The organism is Pseudomonas sediminis (genome assembly GCF_002741105.1).
Taxonomy (GTDB): Bacteria; Pseudomonadota; Gammaproteobacteria; order Pseudomonadales; family Pseudomonadaceae; genus Aquipseudomonas; species Aquipseudomonas sediminis.
In genome coordinates, this window is sequence record NZ_NIQU01000001.1 from 114,183 (window position 1) to 132,427 (window position 18,245).

Genomic DNA, 18,245 nt, shown 5'->3' on the forward strand with positions numbered 1-18,245 from the left:
TTACCCGCCTGGAAGCCTCCATGTCCGACCGCCTGACTCTCCTGCGTCCCGATGACTGGCACATTCACCTGCGCGATGGCGCGGTGCTGCCACACACCGTCGGCGATGCCGCGCGCACTTTCGGCCGCGCCATCATCATGCCCAACCTGGTACCGCCGGTACGCAATGCCGCCGAGGCCGATGCCTATCGTCAGCGTATTCTCGCTGCACGCCCGGCTGGCAGCCGTTTCGAGCCGCTGATGGTGCTCTACCTCACCGACAACACCAGCCCCGAGGACGTGCGTGCAGCCAAGGCCAGTGGCTTCGTGCATGCCGCCAAGCTCTACCCGGCCGGCGCTACCACCAACTCCGACTCGGGCGTGACCAGCATCGACAAGATTTTCCCGGCACTGGAAGCCATGGCCGAAGTCGGCATGCTGCTGCTGGTGCATGGCGAAGTGACCCGCGCCGAGATCGACGTGTTCGACCGCGAGAAAGCCTTCATCGACGAGCACCTGACCCGCGTGGTCGAGCGCTTCCCCACACTGAAAGTGGTGTTCGAGCACATCACCACCCGTGACGCGGTGCAATTCGTCGAGGCCACCTCGGCCAACGTCGGCGCCACCATCACCGCGCATCACCTGCTGTACAACCGCAACCACATGCTGGTCGGCGGCATTCGTCCGCACTTCTATTGCCTGCCAATCCTCAAGCGCAACGTGCACCAGGAAGCCCTGCTCGACGCCGCCACCCGCGGCAACGCCAAATTCTTCCTCGGCACCGACTCGGCGCCGCACGTCAAGCACGCCAAGGAAGCCGCCTGCGGCTGCGCCGGCTGCTACACCGCCTATGCGGCCATCGAGCTGTATGCCGAAGCCTTCGAACAGCGTAACGCGCTGGACAAGCTGGAAGCCTTCGCCAGCTTCCATGGCCCGGACTTCTACGGCATGCCGCGCAACAGCGACAGCATCACCCTGGTGCGCGAAGAGTGGACCGTACCGGCCACCCTGCCGCTGGGCGACAACAGCGTCGTGCCGCTGCGCGCTGGTGAAACCCTGCGCTGGAAATTGCTGGAGGCTCAGGCGTGAGCGAAGACAACTACGACGACGAACTCGAGCCGAGCCTGCCGTCCGGCCCGCGCACGCCCATGGCAGCGCGCTTCCGCGGTTATCTGCCGGTTGTGGTGGATGTGGAGACCGGCGGTTTCAACTGCGCCACCGATGCCCTGCTGGAAATCGCCGCGACCACCATCGCCATGGACGAGAGCGGCTTTCTGTATCCGGATCACACCCACTTCTTCCGCATCGAACCGTTCGAAGGCGCCAATATCGAACAAGCCGCGCTGGAATTCACCGGTATCAAGCTCGACCATCCGCTGCGCATGGCCGTCAGCGAGGAGCACGCGCTAGGCGAAATCTTCAAGGGCCTGCGCAAGTCGATCAAATCGGCCGGCTGCAAGCGCGCCATCCTGGTCGGCCATAACAGCAGCTTCGACCTGGGTTTCCTCAATGCCGCGGTGGCGCGCTGCGGTATCAAGCGCAATCCCTTCCATCCGTTCTCCAGCTTCGACACCGCGACCCTCGCCGGTCTCGCTTATGGCCAGACCGTGCTGGCCAAAGCCTGCCAGACCGCCGGTATCGAGTTCGATGGCAAGGAAGCGCACTCGGCGCGCTACGACACCGAGAAGACCGCTGAGCTGTTCTGCGGCATCGTCAACCGCTGGAAGGAAATGGGCGGCTGGGACGAGTTCGATCAGTAACACGCAATCTCTCGCGTACATTAAAAAACCGGCCCAGGCCGGTTTTTTAATGTCTGGCCAACGGCCGAAAACCGTTCGTCAGACACTGCGAGCATTCGCAATAGATCTTTGACAAGCATTCTCATTAACATTAGTATCCGACCCATCGAACAGAACCACCAAGACGAGCCTTGCTTATGTACGTCTGCCTCTGTGAAGGTGTCACCGATACTCAAATCCGCGATGCGGTCTACGAGGGCTGCTGCAGCTATCGTGAAGTACGCGGCACGCTCGGCATCGCCAGCCAGTGTGGCAAGTGCGCTTGCCTGGCCAAGCAGGTCGTACGCGAAACCATCGCCGAAGTGCAAAGCAGCCAAGCCTCGCTGGCCTACCCTGCTGGTTTCGTCGCAGCCTGAAACACGCCACCGAAAATGAAAAAACCGGATCTCAGCATCCGGTTTTTTTGTCCTCGAACAGCCATAGGGTTACGCCAGGCCGTCGCGCTCCAGGTGGTCGAGGTCCACCGCTTCACCCGGCTTGGCGTGCAGTTTGGCGCGAATGTCCTCGAAGATCGCATCGTATTCGGCATGCGCCCGCATGATCGGGCTGTGATTGGGCGGCAAGCCATGCTTGGCCACCAGGCGGGAGATCACACTGGCGAAGTTGAACGCGGTATCGCGATGCATCTCGAAGACCTCTTCGAAGGCCTTGCCCTCTATCTCGCCCACCAGGCGCCCATGCAACATAGGCCCTTCTTGCGAGTCCTTGCGCACCTCATAGTAGAAATCGATGCTGTAACCAGGTTGCCCGCCCAGACCGAGCGGGTTGCTGCGATGCAGATGACCAGGTTCGAACATGGGGCTCACTCCTTTGCCATAGCGCTACAAGGGCTCCCTCCCGGGAGCATGCGAAGAGTCTAGCTCGCTGCTCACAGCCCAGCAGCGCGCTATTTCAGTGCAGAGTCGAATCCCCTGCTCGTTCCTGTACCAACACCCAGGGGGCGACCACGACTGCCCACAACTGCGGGTCACGCGAAAGCAGATCTTCGGCGCGTGAGTCTTCGAGCTTGCACAACAGGCCTTGGTTCATCCATTGCGCAACGCGAGTCTGATCGTTCTCGGCCACGGCCTGCGCGACCGCCACCAGATCCTCGCCACCCTCGACCCAGAGTAGCGCACCGCGAGCGAAGAACGGCTGCAGTTCCTGCCAACGAATCGGCGCTGTCTCACCGAGCAGCTTGGCATAGAGGGTGCTAGATTGATCCGTCATGGTGTGTCCCGTGTCGATGGCTTTGAATGCAGGCGCGCAATGATAGCGTCGGCAATTGCCCTGGCAAACGCGCGACGCTCGCCAGCCGACCCAGGCCACGCCGTTTTTCTATACATTCCTTGCAATTTAGCGACAACCCCACGTTTCGCCTCCAGCTGCCGGCTTTTCAAGGCGCAAATCCGCGCTCTACACTGTTCCGGTACAGTTGCCGGAGGCATTACCGGGGTCACTGACCCGGTTCTGCAGCTTCGGCCGCAAGAACTACAACAACGAAAAACACAAGAGTGGAGCACTCATGAACAAGGCTACTAAGCAGATTTCCAAGCTGTTCGCTGCAATGGCACTGGCGGGGGCGGCCAGCTATTCGATGGCGGCCGACAACATCAAGATCGGCCTGGCCGGTCCGGTAACCGGTGCTGTTGCTCAATACGGTGAGATGCAATTCATCGGCGCCAAGATGGCCATCGAGCAGATCAACAAGGCCGGCGGCGTGAACGGTGCCCAGCTCGAAGGCGTGGTCTACGACGACGCTTGCGATCCGAAGCAGGCCGTTGCCGTTGCCAACAAAATCGTCAACGACGGCGTCAAGTTCGTGGTTGGCCACCTGTGCTCCAGCTCCACTCAGCCGGCTTCGGACATCTACGAAGACGAAGGCATCCTGATGATCACCGCGGCTTCCACCAGCCCGGACATCACCGCTCGTGGCTACGAGCTGGTCTTCCGCACCATCGGTCTGGACAGCCTGCAAGGCCCGACCGCCGGTAACTTCATCGCCGACCACATCAAGCCGAAGAATGTTGCTGTCATCCACGACAAGCAGCAGTACGGCGAAGGTATCGCCACCGCGGTCAAGCAGACCCTGGAAAGCAAAGGCGTGAAGGTTTCCCTGTTCGAAGGCATCAACGCCGGCGACAAGGACTTCTCCGCGCTGATCGCCAAGCTCAACCAGGCTGGCGTCGACTTCGTCTACTACGGCGGCTACCACCCAGAGCTGGGCCTGCTGCTGCGCCAGACCAAAGAGCGTGGCCTGAACGTCAAGTTCATGGGTCCGGAAGGCGTGGGTAACAAGGAAATCTCGGCCATCGCTGGCCCGGCTTCCGAAGGCCTGCTGGTCACCCTGCCGAAGTCCTTCGACCAGGATCCGAAGAACCAGGCGCTGGTCGAGGCCTTCAAGGCCAAGAACGAAGACCCGAGCGGTCCGTTCGTGTTCCCGGCCTACGCTGCCGTTCAAGTCATCGCCGAAGGCATCGAGAAAGCCGGCGACACCGATACCGCCAAGGTAGCGGCTGCGCTGCGCGCCAACAGCTTCGACACCCCCACCGGTTCCCTGGGCTTCGATGAGAAGGGCGACCTGAAGGACTTCAGCTTCGTGGTGTACGAGTGGCACCAGGACGGCACCAAGTCCGAAGCCAAGTAAGCTTCCTGTCTGAGCCAAAGCCCACTGCGCGAGCAGTGGGCTTTGTTTATTAGAAGAATTCCGGCCTCGCGCTGCGCCACAAGCGCCGCTTTACGCGCTGCCCAGGAGTTAGGCAATGCCTGATCTTTATCACTACCTACAACAGCTGATCAATGGCCTGACCATTGGCAGTACCTATGCCCTGATCGCCATCGGCTACACCATGGTCTACGGCATCATCGGCATGATCAACTTCGCCCACGGCGAGGTTTACATGATTGGCTCGTACGTAGCCTTCACCGTTATCGCCGGCCTCGCCATGTTCGGCCTGGAAGCAGTGCCCTTCGTGATGATCGCGGCCTTCGCCGCCACCATGATCGTCACCAGCGCCTACGGCTACAGCATCGAACGGGTGGCCTATCGCCCCCTGCGCGGCGGCAACCGTCTGATCCCGCTGATCTCCGCGATCGGTATGTCGATCTTCTTGCAGAACGCGATATTGCTTTCGCAAGACTCCAAGGACAAAGCCATTCCCAACCTGCTGCCCGGCAATTTCATCCTCGGTGAAAGCGCGGCCAACGGCGTGGTGGTGTCCTACATGCAGGTGCTGATCTTCATCGTCACCTTCGTCACCATGATCGGTCTGACCCTGTTCATCTCCCGTTCTCGCCTGGGCCGCGCCTGCCGCGCCTGCGCCGAAGACCTGAAGATGGCCAACCTGCTCGGTATCAATACCAACAACATCATTGCCCTGACCTTCGTCATCGGTGCGGCACTGGCTGCCATCGCCTCGGTACTGCTGGGCATGAACTACGGCGTGATCAACCCGCACCTGGGCTTCCTCGCCGGTATCAAGGCCTTCACCGCTGCGGTACTCGGTGGTATCGGCAGCATTCCTGGCGCAGTGCTCGGCGGCCTGCTGCTGGGCGTGGCCGAAGCCTTCGGCGCCGATATCTTCGGTGATCAATACAAGGACGTCGTGGCATTCAGCCTGCTGGTGCTGGTGCTGCTGTTCCGCCCGACCGGCATCCTCGGCCGTCCTGAGGTGGAAAAAGTATGAGCACCGCTATTACCAAGAATCTCAAATCCGCGATTTTCAGCGCCCTGCTGGTGCTGATCATCTCCTACCCGGTTCTGGGCCTGAAACTCTCCACCGTCGGCATCAGCCTGCGCGTGGAAGGCGCCACCGCCTTCGAACTCTGGTGTATCGGCGGCGCTGCTACGCTGATTTTCCTCTGGCAATTGCTGCGCGACCGGCTGACCCCGGCCTGGGCCAAGCTGCCCAAACTGCCCAGCGGTTCCGGTGAGATCGGTAACTTCCTCACCCTGCCTTCCACCCAGCGCTGGATCATTCTGGCGATGGTCATGGTGGCACTGGTTTGGCCGTTCTTCGCCAGCCGCGGTTCGGTGGATATCGCCACGCTGATCCTGATCTACGTGATGCTCGGCCTCGGTCTGAACATCGTGGTCGGCCTCGCCGGCCTGCTCGATCTGGGCTACGTCGGCTTCTACGCCGTCGGCGCCTACAGCTACGCGATTCTGGCTCACTACTTCGGTCTGGGCTTCTGGCTCTGTCTGCCGCTGGCCGGCATGATGGCCGCGTTGTTCGGCTTCCTCCTGGGCTTCCCGGTGCTGCGCCTGCGCGGTGACTATCTGGCTATCGTGACCCTGGGCTTCGGCGAGATCATCCGCATTCTGCTGCGTAACCTCACCGAATTGACCGGTGGCCCCAATGGCCTGAGCATCGCCAACGAGAACAAGCCGACGCTGTTCGGTCTGTCCTTCGAGCGCCGTGTACCCGCCGACATGCCGACCTTCCACGGCTACTTCGAAATCGCCTACAACTCGCAGTACAAGGTGATCTTCCTCTACCTGATCGCCCTGCTACTGGTGTTGCTGACCCTGTTTTTGGTCAACCGCCTGCTGCGTATGCCGATCGGCCGCGCCTGGGAAGCACTGCGTGAAGACGAAATCGCCTGCCGCGCGCTGGGCCTGAACCCCACCGTGATCAAGCTCTCGGCCTTTACCATCGGCGCCAGCCTGGCCGGTTTCGCCGGCAGCTTCTTCGCTGCGCGCCAGGGTCTGGTGACGCCGGAGTCGTTCACCTTCATCGAGTCAGCGATGATCCTCGCCATCGTCGTGCTCGGCGGCATGGGCTCGCAGCTGGGCGTGATCCTCGCTGCCATCGTCATGGTGATGCTGCAGGAGATGCGTGAGCTGAGCGAGTACCGCATGCTGATCTTCGGCCTGGTCATGATCTTCATGATGATCTGGCGCCCGCAAGGGTTGCTGCCGATGCAACGTCCCCACCTGGAGCTGAAGCGATGAGCCGCACGATTCTCGAAGTAAGCGGCCTGTCCATGCGTTTCGGCGGCCTGCTGGCCGTCAACGGGGTGGGCCTGAACGTCAAGGAAAAGCAGGTGGTCTCGATGATCGGCCCGAACGGCGCCGGCAAGACCACCGTATTCAACTGCCTGACCGGTTTCTACCAGCCGAGCTCGGGCAGCATCCGTCTCAACGGCGAAGCAATCGAAGGCCTGCCGGGGCACAAGATCGCGCGCAAGGGCGTAGTGCGGACCTTCCAAAACGTGCGTCTGTTCAAGGACATGACCGCGGTGGAAAACCTGCTGATCGCCCAACACCGCCACCTCAACACCAGCTACCTGGCGGGCCTGTTCAAGACGCCAAGCTTTCGCCGCAGCGAACGTGAAGCCATGGACTTTGCCGGCTACTGGCTGGAGAAGGTCAACCTGGTGGACTTTGCCAATCGCGAAGCCGGCACACTCGCCTACGGTCAACAACGTCGCCTGGAAATCGCCCGCTGCATGATGACCCGTCCGAGCATCCTCATGCTCGACGAGCCAGCCGCAGGTCTGAACCCGCGCGAAACGGAAGACCTGAAAGAGTTGATCGGCGTGCTACGCGACGAACACAACGTCACCGTACTGCTGATCGAGCACGACATGAAGCTGGTGATGAGCATTTCCGACCACATCTACGTGATCAACCAGGGCACTCCCCTGGCCGACGGCACGCCGGACGACATCCGCAACAACCCGGACGTGATCAAAGCCTATCTGGGGGAGGCGTAATCCATGCTGAGTTTCAACAACGTCTCAACCTTCTACGGCAAGATCCAGGCCCTGCACGACGTCAGCATCGAAGTGCAGAAAGGCGAGATCGTCACCTTGATCGGCGCCAACGGCGCCGGCAAGTCGACCCTGCTGATGACCCTGTGCGGCAACCCGCGCGCCACCAGTGGCAGCATCCGCTACCTGGGTGAAGAGCTGGTGGGCATGGATACCCCGGAGATCATGCGCAAGAGCATCGCCATCGTGCCGGAAGGCCGTCGCGTGTTCGCCCGCCTGACCGTCGAGGAAAACCTGGCCATGGGCGGTTTCTTCGGTGACAAGGCGGACAATCAGGAGCAGCTGGACAAGGTCCTGCACCTGTTCCCGCGTCTGAAGGAACGCTTCGCCCAGCGCGCCGGCACCATGAGCGGCGGCGAGCAGCAAATGCTCGCCATCGGTCGTGCGCTGATGAGCAAGCCCAACCTGCTGCTGCTCGACGAGCCGTCGCTGGGTCTGGCGCCGATCATCATCCAGCAGATCTTCGACATCATCGAGCAACTGCGCAAAGACGGCGTGACCGTGTTCCTGGTCGAGCAGAACGCCAACCAGGCGCTAAAACTGGCAGATCGCGGTTACGTGCTGGAGAACGGCCATATCGTCATGCGCGGCAGCGGTGAAGAACTGCTCAACGACCCCAAGGTACGCGACGCCTACCTCGGCGGCTAAGCGCTCCCTGCGACATCGGAACCGCCCTTCGGGGCGGTTTCTTTTTATCCGCGGGAGTACTACGGCCGGTATTGATTGGATCGCCCGCAAGCGGGCTTCTACAAAAATCAGTACCGCGCCTCCTGTAGGAGCAGGCTTGCCGGCGATGATGGTCTTCTGGCGAACTCTTAAGCGAATATTTCCACCCCCTTGCGTCAAATGTACCGAGTATTAGTCTCAACAACTCTGCCCTCGCGAGCCCAGATCATGCGCAAGCCTCTGCTCCTGCTATTGGCCATCACCCTGCTGCTGAGCGCGTGCAGCCGTGTCGGCCTGGCCTATCGCAACCTAGATTGGCTGATCCCATGGAAGCTCAGCGACTATGTGGCGCTGAACAGCGAGCAGAGCGCCTGGCTCAAACCCCAGCTGCAAGAACACCTGGCCTGGCATTGCAGCGTCGAGCTGCCGCGCTATCTCGACTGGCTGCAACGCAGCCAGCAGGCACTGAGCAGCCGTGACAGCGAGCTGATGGCCAGCCAGTTGGCCGACTTCGAACAGGCCATGCAGCGCATCGCCGTGGAGATAACCCCCAGCACCATCGAGCTGCTGCGCGGCCTCAGCCCGCATCAGATCGATCAGCTGTTGGCGACCATGGACGAGCAAAACGCCAAGCTGCGTGAGGAGTTTCTCGAGCCGCCCGTGCAGGAGCAGATCAGCCGTCGCGCGGAGCGTATGGAAGAGCGTCTGCAACCCTGGTTCGGCACCCTGAACCCCGAGCAGCGCGAGCGGGTGCAGAGCTGGGCACAGGGCTTGGGTGAACAGAATCAGGTCTGGCTGGAAAACCGCATTGCCTGGCAGCAGGCGCTGCGTGAGGCGCTGGAAGTGCGCCGTGGCGACGACTTCGCTGCGCGCATGACCGCCCTGCTGCAACAGCGCGAGCGTTTCTACACCAGCGCCTACCAGGCCAGCTTTGATAAGAATCGTCAGGCGATGGCCGAGATGATCGTCGACCTGGTCGCCCAGGCTGACCCAAAACAGATGGCGCGAGCCGACAAGCGCCTGAAAAGCCTTCACGCCGATCTGGCTGCGCAGCAATGCACGGCTGATCAGGCAGTTGCGCGGCGCTAAGCAGGACTCGTCGGCAGCGGGCTCAGAGCGCCGGCAAGCGCCAGTCGATGGGCGTCATGCCATTCTGGCTGAGGAACTGATTGCAACGGCTGAAGTGACCGTTACCAATGAAGCCGCGATGCGCCGACAACGGTGACGGGTGCGGCGAGCGCAGCACCAGGTGCTTGGTCGGGTCGATCAGGCGCTGCTTGCCCTGGGCGTGGCTGCCCCAGAGCAGGAACACCAGCTTGTCCTGATGCTCACTGACCACTTCGATCACCCGGTCGGTAAAGAACTGCCAGCCCTTGCCCGCATGCGAGCCAGCGTTGGCGCGTTCCACCGTCAGCGAGGTGTTGAGCAGCAGCACGCCCTGATCGGCCCAGCTCTGCAGGTAACCATGGGCCGGGATGTCGATATTCAGGTCGCGCTTGAGCTCCTTGTAGATATTCACCAGCGACGGCGGCGTCTGCACGCCCGGCTGCACGGAGAAGCACAGGCCATGGGCCTGACCGGGACCGTGGTAAGGGTCCTGGCCGATAATCACCACCTTGACCTGATCCAGCGGCGTGGAATTGAGCGCATTGAAGATCAGTGGGCCCGGCGGATAGATTTCCTTGCCGGCCGCCTTTTCCGCCTGCAGGAACGCACGCAGCTCGCTCATGTAAGGCTTGTCGAACTCCTCACGCAGCGCGTGTTTCCAGCTGGCTTCGAGCTTGATGCGATCGTCGGTCATGCGGTTTTCCTGCAGGGTCAAAACAAGTGCAGGCACGCTAGTGAAGGGGGCCGGGCAAGTCAAGGCAACAGCTGTGCATCGGCTTTAGGCCAAGGCTCTGCTAGCATCTCAATACGCCGCTGCGGTTCCACGGAAATCCCCGCCATCATGTCGCTGTCCCCCGAAGCCATCCGCTTCGCCCTGCTTACACGCTTTCTCAAAGGTCAGGCCAAAGTGCCGCAAATGCCGGAAGCGGCCATGCGCATTCGCCAACTGCTGGACGACCCACGCACCTCGCTGGAACAGCTGGCGCGGGTGATCAACAGTGATCCCCCGCTGGCCGCCTATCTCATGCAGTTCGCCGAAAGCCCGCTGATTCGTGGCGCGCGGCCGTGCGTGTCGATGCGCGACCTGCTCGCCCGAATCGGCACTCGCCAACTCGGCACCCTGGTACTGGGGTTCACCGCGCGCAATCTATTCGCCAGCAAGGAAAAAGCCCTGCAGCAAGCCTTTCGCCAGCGCTGGCGCAAGGCGCGCGAACGTGCCGCGTTCTGCGCCGCCCTGGCGCAGCGCTGCAACCAGCCACTCGATGAGGCCATGCTCGCCGGCCTGCTGCAGGATATCGGCAGCCTACCCCTTCTCGCGGAGCTGGAGCACTGGCCGGATTTCCCCCGTGATGCCGAGCACCTGGATGGGCTCTGCGATTACCTCTCCGGCGACATCGGTGCGCTGGTGCTGACACGCTGGCAGGTGCCGACCACCCTGATCGAGTGCGCCAGGCAACGTAACAAATGGCTGCACGATCACGACGGCGAAGCCGACCTGACCGACCTGGTGCTGCTGGCCAGCGCGTTGCAGATACAACCGGCGAACCTGTCCGAGCCCCTGCCCGCGCAGCGCCGGCTGGGGTTTGAACAACCACTGGCCAGCCTGCGCGAAGAGCTACTGGCCGAGCAACAGCTGTGGCTGCGCATGCTGGCCTGAGCGCCTCTGGCCGATAGATCACGTTGCCTTGAATACCCAGGCGGTACTCAGGGCGCAACCTGCCCCGAGCAAGATATGCCGGGCCCTCACCTACCCCTGGTGGAGTGCCCGGTAATGACTGGGCGCCATGCCCACCACCTTGCGAAACAGCCGTGAGAAGTAATAGGGATCGTCGTAGCCAAGCTGCTCGGCGACCTGGCGCACTTCGGCGTCGCCTCGATCGAGCAGACGGCAGGCCAGGGCCATCTTCAACTGGATGAAGTCCTGGATCGGCGCATGGCCGGTCAGCGCGCGGTAGGTCTTGGCGAAATGAAAGCGCGACAGCTTGAACTGTGCAGCCAGCTCATCAAGGTTGAGGCTGCCGTGCAGGTGCTCGCGCATCACTGCCTGCACCGCCTCGATATCCAGCACGCGGCCGGACTTGAGGTTGACCCGCGCCGGCAGCACGGCCAGCGAGCTGAGCATCGCCTGCAAACGGTGCACAGCGTGGATGAAGGGCAAGATGTTGAGGCCCTGGCGCTGCAAGCCCAGCAACGCCTCGAAATCGCCGATCAGCCGAGGCTGCACGCCGATGCGCCGCAGCGTTTGCGTGCCCAGCAGGCGCAGGAAGTCTTCGCCGTGGCTGCCGTCGAAATGTACCCAGTAGATCGTCCAGGGGTTATGCAGGTCAGCGCCATAGGCATGCGCAGCGTCCTTGGGCAGCAGCAGCAAATCGCCAGCAGCGACCTCAAATCGTCCATCCGATGTTTCCAACCACCCCTTGCCCGAGCGGCAGTAGATCAGCAGATGGTCATCCGGTTGCGCGCGGCGCATCTGGTGACCGGTTGCATCGGGGTAGAAGCCTATGGCCAATGGATAGCACCCAGCGCTCAAGGCATGGCGCGCCAGCAGGCGGCGCAGGCGCGGTGGCGTGATGAAGCGTTGCCCACCGACAGGCAACGGCCAATTGGAGGTTTCCACCCGCATTCCCACCATATCGCTCCTTGCCAGCCTGATCGAGTGACAAGATCGTCCATCCCAAGCCCAAGATCGTCAATCCACAAACGGGCATCCAATGGCTATAAAAGGTCCCATACAAGAACAACAGGAGGCGACCATGCCCCGCACGCTACCGCAACTGATCGACGGCCAGTGGCAAACCAGCCAGGCCCGTGAGCTGATCGAAGTCACCGACCCGACCACCCAGGACGTGATCGCCCTCGCCCCCAAGGCCACTGCCGAGGAAATCGAGGCCGCGGTGGCCGGCGCGCAGAAAGCCTTCCTCGCCTGGCGCGAAGTACCGGTATCGGAGCGCGCCCGTCTGATGCTGCGCTACCAGCACTTGCTCAAGGAACACCACGACGAGTTAGCGCAGATCCTCGCGGCGGAAACCGGCAAGACCTTCGCCGACGCCAAGGGCGACGTCTGGCGCGGTATCGAAGTGGCCGAACATGCAGCCAATATCGCCAGCCTGATGATGGGCGAGACGGTGGAGAACGTCGCCCGCGAGATCGACACCGCTAGTTGGATCCAGCCGCTGGGCGTGTGCGTCGGCATCACCCCGTTCAACTTCCCGGCGATGATCCCTCTGTGGATGTTTCCGCTGGCCATCGCCTGCGGCAATAGCTTCATTCTCAAACCCTCGGAACAGGACCCGATGACGCCCAATCGTCTCGCCGAGCTGTTCCTCGAAGCCGGCGCGCCGGCCGGGGTATTGCAGGTGCTGCATGGCGGGCGTGAGCAGGTCGATGCGCTGCTGGTGCATCCGCTGGTACGCGCGGTGTCCTTCGTCGGCTCAGTCGCGGTGGGCCAACATGTCTATCGCACCGGCACCCAGCACCTGAAGCGCGTGCAGGCCTTTGCCGGGGCGAAGAACCATATGGTGATCATGCCGGATGCACCCAAGGATCAGGTGATCAGCAACCTGCTCGGCGCCAGTTGTGGCGCCGCCGGGCAGCGCTGCATGGCCATCAGCGTGGCGGTGTTCGTCGGTGAATCGAAACAATGGATCGATGAGCTGGCAACGCAGATGGCCGCGCTGCGCCCTGGTCATTGGCAGGACAGCGGCGCCGCCTACGGCCCGCTGATCAGCCCGCAGGCACGCCAGCGCGTGTTGCACCTGATCGAACAAGGCAAGGCCGAAGGCGCCGAGTGTCTGCTCGACGGCTCGCAATGCAAGGTAGACGGTTACCCGAACGGCAACTGGGTCGGGCCAACGCTGTTCCGTGGCGTGACCACGGAGATGGGCCTGTACCGCGAGGAAATCTTCGGCCCGGTACTGGTGTGCATGGAGGTTGCGACCCTGGAAGAAGCCATCGAACTGGTCAACGCCAGCCCCTATGGCAACGGCACCAGCCTGTTCACCCGCTCCGGCGGCGCTGCGCGGCATTTCCAGCACGCGGTTGAAGTCGGCCAGGTGGGCATCAACGTACCGATTCCGGTACCGCTGCCGTTCTTCTCCTTCACTGGCTGGAAGGGCTCGTTCTACGGCGACCTGCACGCCTACGGCAAGCAGGCGGTGCGTTTCTACACCGAGACCAAGACCGTGACCAGCCGCTGGTTCGACGACACACCGCTCGGTGATGGCCCGAACATGACCATTTCACTGAAGTGAGAACTGGGTGAGCGTTTCTTAGACTAATAGACGATCACTCGAACTGGACGAGCGGCGTAAAACGGTTCTCTGCAGAACAAAAACAAGGAGAACTGCAATGCGCCAACTGTCCGCCACGCTGGCCCTGTGGGCCGCACTTACCGCCTGTGCGCAGGCTGCCGAGCCGATCACCCTCGGCCTCAATTACCCGCGCACCGGACCATATAAGGAAGAGGGATTGGCGCAGATGCGTGGAGCCCTGCTGGCCATCGATGAAATCAACGCTGCAGGCGGTGTACTGGGCCGACCGTTGCGCCTGTCCAGCAAGGACACCGCCTCGCGGCCGGCCAAGGCCGAGAAGAACGTCGACAAGCTGGCCGCCGAAGGTGCGGCAATGCTCTTCGGTGGCTCTTCCAGCGCGGTCGCCATCGCCGCAGGCAAGCGCGCCAAGCAGCACGGCCTGCTGTACTTCGGCACCCTTACCTACTCCAACGACACCACTGGCAAGGATGGCCATCGCTACATGTTTCGCGAGTGCAACAACGCCTGGATGAGTGCCAAGGTGCTCGGCCAATACCTGAGCAAGACCCTGCCGAACAAGCGCTACTTCTATGTCACCGCTGACTACACCTGGGGCCACACCAGCGAGGCATCGCTGCGCCAGGCCACCGCCAGCGACAATGCCGCCCAGCACGCCAGCGTACGCATCCCCTTCCCGGGCGCGCGCCTGGCCGACTATCAGGACGCGCTGACCCAGGCCGCCGCCAGCAACGCTGAAATCCTTGCCCTGGTGCTGTTCGGTGAAGACCTGGTGCGTGCCATGCGCGTCGCCAAGGACCTTGGCCTGACCGAGCGCATGCAGATCGTCGCGCCGAACCTGACCCAGAGCATGGTCGAACAGGCCGGCCCCAATCTGATGGCAGGCGTGATCGGCACCGAGCCCTGGACCTGGCGCGTACCGGCGTTGGAAAAATCTGCGCGTGGCGAAGCCTTCGTCGAAGCTTTCAAGACCCGCTACGAGATGTACCCATCCAGCTCCGCCGCCTCGGCCTACAGCATCGTCCAGCAGTGGGCCGACGCCGCCACACGAGCCAAGAGCCTCGACAGCGAAACGCTGATCAAGGCACTGGAAGGCCACCGCTACACCTTGCTCAAAGACGAACAGCAATGGCGTGCCTTCGACCACCAGAACCTGCAGACGGTCTACGCCGTGAAGGTCAAGCCGCGCGACGAGGTCCTCAAGGACCCACTCAAGCAGGACTACTTCGAAATCGTCGACCGCCTCGATGCCAGCAGCGCGCTGCCCAGCCTCGCCGAGTGGCAGGCCGAGCGCCGCGCTGGCGGCCAACCCCTGACCTTGCAATGAGATGCCATGGACTTCGAACTCAGTGATGAACAACGCCTGCTGACCGACAGCGCCCGCGCCTTCGCCGCGCGGGAGCTGACGCCCCACGCTGCCGAGTGGGATCGCGAGCAGCACTTCCCCGTCGAGGTGATTCGCCGCGCTGCCGAACAGGGCTACCTGGCCCTGTATCTGCGCGAAGAGGATGGCGGCCTGGGCCTGTCCAGGCTGTCCAGCTCACTGATTTTCGAACAACTGGCGGCCGGCTGTGTCGCCACCACCGCCTACCTGACCATCCACAACATGGCCACCTGGATGCTCGCCAGCTTCGCCGACCAGAGCCTGAAAGATGCCTGGCTGCCGGGGCTGATCAATGGCCAGTCGCTGGCCTCCTACTGCCTGACCGAGCCGGACGCCGGCTCCGACGCCGCCCATCTGCGCACCCGCGCACGGCGCGATGGCGACGACTACGTGATCGACGGCAGCAAGTGCTTTATCTCCGGGGCGGGAAGCACACAGGTGCTGGTCGTCATGGCGCGCACCGGTGAGGATGGTGCCAAGGGTATTTCCTGCTTCCTGGTGCCTGCCGATGCGCCCGGCGTACGTTACGGACGCAACGAGGACAAGATGGGCTGGAAGGCGCAGCCGACCCGCACCATCACCTTCGAAGGCGTACGCATTCCCGCCAGCCACCGCATCGGCCCAGAGGGAGAAGGCTTCGTCTATGCCATGAAGGGCCTCGATGGTGGCCGCCTGAATATCGCCAGCTGCTCGCTCGGTGCGGCCCAGGCAGCGCTGCAGCAGAGCCTGCGTTACGTCGAGGAACGCAAGCAGTTCGGCAAAGCGCTCAGCGAATTCCAGGCCCTGCAATTCAAGCTGGCCGACATGCTCACCGCCCTCACCGCCAGCCGGCAGATGGTGCGCCTGGCCGCGCACAAGCTCGACCATGGCCACGGCGAGGCCAGTCTGTACTGCGCCATGGCCAAGCGCTTCGCCACCGACCAGTGCTTCGATGTGTGCAACGAAGCACTGCAACTGCACGGCGGTTACGGCTATCTGAATGACTATCCGCTGGAACGCTGGGTACGCGACGCCCGCGTGCACCAGATACTCGAAGGCACCAACGAAATCATGCGGGTGATCGTCGCCCGTCGCCTGCTGCTGCAGGGCGGCATGCTCGATCGTCTGCTGTAAACCGTTTTCCCTCTCCCTACGCGGGCCGGGCCCGCCCTCTCCCATGAATGGCAGAGGGGAGATAATCGACGAGGAATCGTGATGAGCACTGCACTGGAAACCTACAAACCCGGCATCTTCGACCTGACCCACAAGCTCACCGTGGAAAAACACGGGCATACCGCGCTGATCACCATCAACCATCCACCGGCCAACACCTGGGACCGCGACTCGCTGATCGGCCTCAAGCAGGTGATCGAACACCTCAACCGCGACGACGAGGTGTATGCACTGGTGGTGACCGGCCAGGGGCCGAAATTCTTCTCCGCTGGCGCCGACCTGAACATGTTCGCCGATGGCGACAAGGCCCGTGCCCGCGAGATGGCCCGACGCTTTGGCGAAGCCTTCGAAACCCTGCGCGATTTTCGCGGCGTGTCCATTGCCGCGATCAACGGCTACGCCATGGGCGGCGGCCTGGAGTGCGCGCTGGCCTGCGATATCCGCATCGCCGAACGCCAGGCGCAGATGGCCCTGCCGGAAGCGGCGGTCGGCCTGCTGCCCTGCGCCGGTGGCACCCAGGCGCTGCCCTGGCTGGTCGGCGAAGGCTGGGCCAAACGCATGATCCTTTGCGGCGAGCGCATCGACGCCGAGACCGCCCTGCGCATCGGCCTGGTCGAGCAGGTGGTGGACACCGGCGAATCACGCGGCACTGCCCTGCTGCTGGCATCCAAGGTGGCGCGACAAAGCCCGGTGGCAGTGCGCACCATCAAACCGCTGATCCAGGGTGCACGCGAGCGTGGCTCCAACACCTGGCTGCCGGAGGAACGCGAGCGCTTCGTCGACCTGTTCGACGCCGATGACACCCGCGAAGGGGTCAACGCCTTTCTGGAAAAACGCAATCCGCAGTGGCGCAACAAATAACTCGCGGTTTCGCTCCGCCCGTAGGGTGCGCCGTGCGCACCGAGAGTCAGATGATGAACGTAACCTTCGAAGAACGCCCCAGCCTCCATGGCTACCGCATCGGCATCGCCAGCCTCGACGCCGAGAAGAGCCTCAACGCCCTCTCCCTGCCGATGATCGAAGCACTCGACGAACGCCTCAAGGCCTGGGCCGAGGATCCAACCATCGCCTGCGTCATGCTGCGCGGCAATGGCCCCAAGGCCTTCTGCGCCGGCGGCGACGTGGTGCAACTGGTCAATCAGTGTCGTGAACAGCCAGGTGAAGTGCCGGCCCTGGCGCGACGTTTCTTCGCCGACGAATACCGCCTCGACCATCGCATCCACACCTTCCCCAAACCCTTCATCTGCTGGGCCCACGGCCATGTGCTGGGGGGCGGCATGGGCCTTATGCAGGGCGCGGGTATCCGTATCGTCACGCCAAGCAGCCGACTGGGCATGCCGGAAATCAACATCGGCCTGTACCCGGATGTCGGCGGCAGCTGGTTCCTCGCCCGCCTGCCGGGGCGCCTGGGTCTGTTTCTAGGTCTCACTGCCGCCAGCATCAATGCCCGCGATGCGCTGGACCTGAATCTGGCCGACCGTTTCCTGCGCGATGACCAGCAAGAGGCTTTGCTCGAAGGCCTGGTACAACTGAACTGGCGCGAACAAGCCGACCTGCAACTGCACAGCCTGCTGCGTGCGCTGGAGAACGAAGCCCACGTTGAACTACCGGCTACACAGTGGCTGCCACGTCGCGAACGTATCGATGAGTTGCTCGACGTTGCCGACCTGCCGGCTGCCGTGCACGCGCTCAGCGCACTGCAAACGGATGACGACGCCCTGCTCGCCCGCGCCGCCAAGACCCTGGCCCATGGCTGTCCACTGACCGCGCACCTGGTCTGGGAGCAGATCCGCCGCGCCCGCCATTTGTCGCTGGCTGAGGTATTTCGCATGGAATACGCCATGAGTCTGAACTGCTGCCGCCGCCCGGAATTCCCCGAGGGCGTGCGCGCCCGCCTGATCGACAAGGACCAGACGCCGAAATGGCATTGGCCGGATGTGGCCGCGATCCCAGCCGCCGTGGTCGAGGCGCACTTCGCGTCGGTCTGGGAAGGCGAACACCCGTTGGCAGATCTTTAGCTTACGGATCGGTGCGCACGGCGCACCCTACATGTAGCCCGGATGCGCTCCGGGAGAGCTCAACAGCAATCCTCGAACAATGACAATCGGCGCGCACCACGCGCCAACAGGAAGGAGAG

The 18,245-nt window shown here is 62.7% G+C and carries 19 protein-coding genes; 15 read left to right on the forward strand and 4 right to left on the reverse strand.

The annotated features are described in order from the left end of the window. The first annotated feature begins 20 nt into the window (after positions 1–20). The 3 genes from pyrC (at position 21) to CDO35_RS00605 (ending at position 2,133) form a co-directional block, all read left to right on the forward strand. Positions 21–1,067: a dihydroorotase gene (gene pyrC, locus CDO35_RS00595; protein ID WP_099522108.1), complete on the forward strand. Its 1,047-nt coding sequence runs from the start codon at positions 21–23 to the stop codon at positions 1,065–1,067. After that, on the forward strand, positions 1,064–1,738 hold the full coding sequence (gene rnt / locus CDO35_RS00600; protein WP_099522109.1) for a ribonuclease T: 675 nt from the start codon (positions 1,064–1,066) through the stop codon (positions 1,736–1,738). Before pyrC ends, rnt begins: the two co-directional genes overlap by 4 nt. A 176-nt stretch (positions 1,739–1,914) precedes the next feature. Continuing rightward, positions 1,915–2,133, forward strand: a complete 219-nt coding sequence (locus CDO35_RS00605; protein WP_004423711.1) for a bacterioferritin-associated ferredoxin — start codon at positions 1,915–1,917, stop codon at positions 2,131–2,133. A 69-nt stretch (positions 2,134–2,202) separates the two neighbouring features. On the opposite strand, the gene CDO35_RS00610 is transcribed toward CDO35_RS00605, so the two are convergent. After that, the gene (locus CDO35_RS00610; protein WP_099522110.1) at positions 2,203–2,574 is read right to left on the reverse strand and encodes a DUF5064 family protein; all 372 of its coding nucleotides are present in this window, start codon (positions 2,572–2,574) and stop codon (positions 2,203–2,205) included. 94 nt (positions 2,575–2,668) lie between these two features. Then, positions 2,669–2,986, reverse strand: a complete 318-nt coding sequence (locus tag CDO35_RS00615; protein ID WP_064494293.1) for a DUF2288 domain-containing protein — start codon at positions 2,984–2,986, stop codon at positions 2,669–2,671. Between the two features lie 295 nt (positions 2,987–3,281). Here CDO35_RS00615 and CDO35_RS00620 point away from each other — a divergent pair, with 295 nt between their 5' ends. From CDO35_RS00620 to CDO35_RS00645, 6 genes are all read left to right on the forward strand, one after another. Continuing rightward, the gene (locus CDO35_RS00620; RefSeq protein WP_064494292.1) at positions 3,282–4,403 is read left to right on the forward strand and encodes a branched-chain amino acid ABC transporter substrate-binding protein; all 1,122 of its coding nucleotides are present in this window, start codon (positions 3,282–3,284) and stop codon (positions 4,401–4,403) included. 115 nt (positions 4,404–4,518) lie between these two features. Beyond that, complete coding sequence (gene livH / locus CDO35_RS00625) at positions 4,519–5,442, forward strand: high-affinity branched-chain amino acid ABC transporter permease LivH (protein ID WP_099522111.1); 924 nt, start codon at positions 4,519–4,521, stop codon at positions 5,440–5,442. After that, on the forward strand, positions 5,439–6,710 hold the full coding sequence (locus tag CDO35_RS00630) for a high-affinity branched-chain amino acid ABC transporter permease LivM (protein ID WP_371919658.1): 1,272 nt from the start codon (positions 5,439–5,441) through the stop codon (positions 6,708–6,710). Before livH ends, CDO35_RS00630 begins: the two co-directional genes overlap by 4 nt. After that, positions 6,707–7,474 carry a high-affinity branched-chain amino acid ABC transporter ATP-binding protein LivG gene (gene livG, locus CDO35_RS00635; protein WP_099522112.1) on the forward strand — a complete coding sequence of 256 codons (768 nt, stop codon included), beginning with the start codon at positions 6,707–6,709 and terminating at the stop codon, positions 7,472–7,474. Before CDO35_RS00630 ends, livG begins: the two co-directional genes overlap by 4 nt. Positions 7,475–7,477: 3 nt before the next feature. Continuing rightward, positions 7,478–8,179 (forward strand): ABC transporter ATP-binding protein, encoded by a 702-nt coding sequence (locus CDO35_RS00640; RefSeq protein ID WP_072422687.1) that lies wholly within the window; start codon positions 7,478–7,480, stop codon positions 8,177–8,179. 246 nt (positions 8,180–8,425) lie between these two features. Then, positions 8,426–9,286 (forward strand): DUF6279 family lipoprotein, encoded by an 861-nt coding sequence (locus CDO35_RS00645; RefSeq protein WP_099522113.1) that lies wholly within the window; start codon positions 8,426–8,428, stop codon positions 9,284–9,286. A gap of 22 nt (positions 9,287–9,308) precedes the next feature. Here the strand turns inward: CDO35_RS00645 and ung are convergent, their stop codons facing one another. Next, on the reverse strand, positions 9,309–9,998 hold the full coding sequence (ung, locus tag CDO35_RS00650; RefSeq protein WP_099522114.1) for a uracil-DNA glycosylase: 690 nt from the start codon (positions 9,996–9,998) through the stop codon (positions 9,309–9,311). A gap of 147 nt (positions 9,999–10,145) precedes the next feature. Here ung and CDO35_RS00655 point away from each other — a divergent pair, with 147 nt between their 5' ends. Continuing rightward, complete coding sequence (locus tag CDO35_RS00655) at positions 10,146–10,961, forward strand: HDOD domain-containing protein (RefSeq protein ID WP_099522115.1); 816 nt, start codon at positions 10,146–10,148, stop codon at positions 10,959–10,961. Positions 10,962–11,051: 90 nt separating this feature from the next. Here CDO35_RS00655 and CDO35_RS00660 read toward each other — a convergent pair whose 3' ends face one another. Continuing rightward, a complete protein-coding gene (locus CDO35_RS00660) occupies positions 11,052–11,927 on the reverse strand; it encodes an AraC family transcriptional regulator (protein WP_425048519.1) in 876 nt (291 codons plus the stop codon). 130 nt (positions 11,928–12,057) lie between these two features. Between CDO35_RS00660 and CDO35_RS00665 the strand changes: the two genes are divergently transcribed. From CDO35_RS00665 to CDO35_RS00685, 5 genes are all read left to right on the forward strand, one after another. Continuing rightward, complete coding sequence (locus tag CDO35_RS00665; RefSeq protein ID WP_099522116.1) at positions 12,058–13,554, forward strand: CoA-acylating methylmalonate-semialdehyde dehydrogenase; 1,497 nt, start codon at positions 12,058–12,060, stop codon at positions 13,552–13,554. A 97-nt stretch (positions 13,555–13,651) separates the two neighbouring features. Beyond that, complete coding sequence (locus CDO35_RS00670; protein WP_099522117.1) at positions 13,652–14,899, forward strand: ABC transporter substrate-binding protein; 1,248 nt, start codon at positions 13,652–13,654, stop codon at positions 14,897–14,899. A 6-nt stretch (positions 14,900–14,905) separates the two neighbouring features. Beyond that, complete coding sequence (locus CDO35_RS00675; protein ID WP_099522118.1) at positions 14,906–16,069, forward strand: acyl-CoA dehydrogenase family protein; 1,164 nt, start codon at positions 14,906–14,908, stop codon at positions 16,067–16,069. A gap of 81 nt (positions 16,070–16,150) precedes the next feature. Beyond that, entirely contained in the window at positions 16,151–16,969 is an 819-nt protein-coding gene (locus tag CDO35_RS00680; protein WP_099522119.1) for an enoyl-CoA hydratase, read from the forward strand. A 53-nt stretch (positions 16,970–17,022) separates the two neighbouring features. Next, the gene (locus CDO35_RS00685) at positions 17,023–18,126 is read left to right on the forward strand and encodes an enoyl-CoA hydratase/isomerase family protein (RefSeq protein ID WP_099522949.1); all 1,104 of its coding nucleotides are present in this window, start codon (positions 17,023–17,025) and stop codon (positions 18,124–18,126) included. Positions 18,127–18,245: the final 119 nt, after the last annotated feature.

Coding starts and splice junctions, on each gene's coding strand:
- CDO35_RS00675 (WP_099522118.1), top strand. CDS start 14,906: ATGGACTTCGAACTCAGTGATGAACAACGCCTGCTGACCGACAGCGCC.
- CDO35_RS00665 (WP_099522116.1), top strand. CDS start 12,058: ATGCCCCGCACGCTACCGCAACTGATCGACGGCCAGTGGCAAACCAGC.
- ung (WP_099522114.1), bottom strand. CDS start 9,998: ATGACCGACGATCGCATCAAGCTCGAAGCCAGCTGGAAACACGCGCTG.
- livH (WP_099522111.1), top strand. CDS start 4,519: ATGCCTGATCTTTATCACTACCTACAACAGCTGATCAATGGCCTGACC.
- pyrC (WP_099522108.1), top strand. CDS start 21: ATGTCCGACCGCCTGACTCTCCTGCGTCCCGATGACTGGCACATTCAC.
- CDO35_RS00610 (WP_099522110.1), bottom strand. CDS start 2,574: ATGTTCGAACCTGGTCATCTGCATCGCAGCAACCCGCTCGGTCTGGGC.
- CDO35_RS00645 (WP_099522113.1), top strand. CDS start 8,426: ATGCGCAAGCCTCTGCTCCTGCTATTGGCCATCACCCTGCTGCTGAGC.
- livG (WP_099522112.1), top strand. CDS start 6,707: ATGAGCCGCACGATTCTCGAAGTAAGCGGCCTGTCCATGCGTTTCGGC.
- CDO35_RS00680 (WP_099522119.1), top strand. CDS start 16,151: ATGAGCACTGCACTGGAAACCTACAAACCCGGCATCTTCGACCTGACC.
- CDO35_RS00685 (WP_099522949.1), top strand. CDS start 17,023: ATGAACGTAACCTTCGAAGAACGCCCCAGCCTCCATGGCTACCGCATC.
- CDO35_RS00615 (WP_064494293.1), bottom strand. CDS start 2,986: ATGACGGATCAATCTAGCACCCTCTATGCCAAGCTGCTCGGTGAGACA.
- CDO35_RS00620 (WP_064494292.1), top strand. CDS start 3,282: ATGAACAAGGCTACTAAGCAGATTTCCAAGCTGTTCGCTGCAATGGCA.
- CDO35_RS00660 (WP_425048519.1), bottom strand. CDS start 11,927: ATGCGGGTGGAAACCTCCAATTGGCCGTTGCCTGTCGGTGGGCAACGC.
- CDO35_RS00630 (WP_371919658.1), top strand. CDS start 5,439: ATGAGCACCGCTATTACCAAGAATCTCAAATCCGCGATTTTCAGCGCC.
- CDO35_RS00655 (WP_099522115.1), top strand. CDS start 10,146: ATGTCGCTGTCCCCCGAAGCCATCCGCTTCGCCCTGCTTACACGCTTT.
- CDO35_RS00640 (WP_072422687.1), top strand. CDS start 7,478: ATGCTGAGTTTCAACAACGTCTCAACCTTCTACGGCAAGATCCAGGCC.
- CDO35_RS00605 (WP_004423711.1), top strand. CDS start 1,915: ATGTACGTCTGCCTCTGTGAAGGTGTCACCGATACTCAAATCCGCGAT.
- CDO35_RS00670 (WP_099522117.1), top strand. CDS start 13,652: ATGCGCCAACTGTCCGCCACGCTGGCCCTGTGGGCCGCACTTACCGCC.